The following is a 1,008-nucleotide window of genomic DNA, read 5'->3' on the forward strand; positions in this document are numbered from 1 at the left end:
AGGCCGCTCGCTCAGTTTCTCGCCCGCGTACTGCTTCACGAGCGGGTGCAAGTCGTACCTCCCTCCCGCACGCCACACGAGCGACCTGTCGAGGAGCGCGGTGAGCAGCCGCACGTCCAGCCGCAGCACCGCGGCGGCCGCTACGCGCGTGAAGCCGCCCTGGAAGACCGAGCAACCCGACAGCGCGCCGCGCTCGGCGTCGCTCAAGAGGCTCCAGGAGCGCTCGAACACGACGCGCAGGCTGGTGTGCTGCGGGTTGGTCGTGGACCTGACACTGACCAGCGTGTCGAGGTCGGCCTCCAGCTCGCGTTCCAGCTCCTCAGGCGACACGACGGAGGCCAGCGACGCTGCCAGCTCGATCCCGAGCGGCGCGCCGGCCAAGCGCGTGCAGATGCCGAGCACCAAGCTCGCGTTCGCTTGCTCCAGGGCGAACCGGGGGTCGAAACGGCGAGCGGTGAGGACGTATAGGTCCAGACCGCTCGCCTCTCCGGTGCCTGCCAGCGCTTCGGCCGCGCTTCCGGGCAGGGGCAGGCCGTCCAGCGGGTAGAGGGACTCCGCAGTCAAGCCCAGCGGCTCGCGCGAGGTTACAACCAGCCTGACGAGAGGGCACGCCTCGAGCAGCTCGCCGAGCTGCTGCGCGTCACCGGCCACCTGGTCGAGGCCGTCCAGCACGAGTAAGGTGCTCTCGTCGCCGAACGTCCGCCGCAAGCTGGTCAGCGCGGGCGCCCCCGTTCGCGGAGCGGCCACGGCGGCGACCTGGGTCAGCACCTGATCCGGCCTCTCGACGCCGCACGGAACGAAGTAGACGCGAGTGAACCGGCGTCCCTTCACGACCCGCCTGGCGAGGGCCAGCGCGAGACGCGTCTTGCCCATCCCCCCGAGCCCCGTGATGGTCACCAACCGCTCCCCGCGCTCGAGTAGCGCCTCCAGGTCGCGCAGCTCCTGGTCGCGACCCACGAACGGGGCGATGAGGTTGGGCAAGTTGTGCTCGGGCGGCTGGACGTCGGC

1 protein-coding gene is annotated in these 1,008 nt (G+C 71.0%); it reads right to left on the bottom strand.

Annotated elements, in window-relative coordinates; all coding sequences use genetic code 11:
* The coding region (locus M9914_14345; protein MCO5175356.1) for an AAA family ATPase at positions 1-981 on the bottom strand (981 nt) is incomplete at its 3' end.
* Positions 982-1,008: the final 27 nt, after the last annotated feature.

The organism is Trueperaceae bacterium, assembly GCA_023954415.1.
Classification (GTDB): domain Bacteria; phylum Deinococcota; class Deinococci; order Deinococcales; family Trueperaceae; genus JAAYYF01.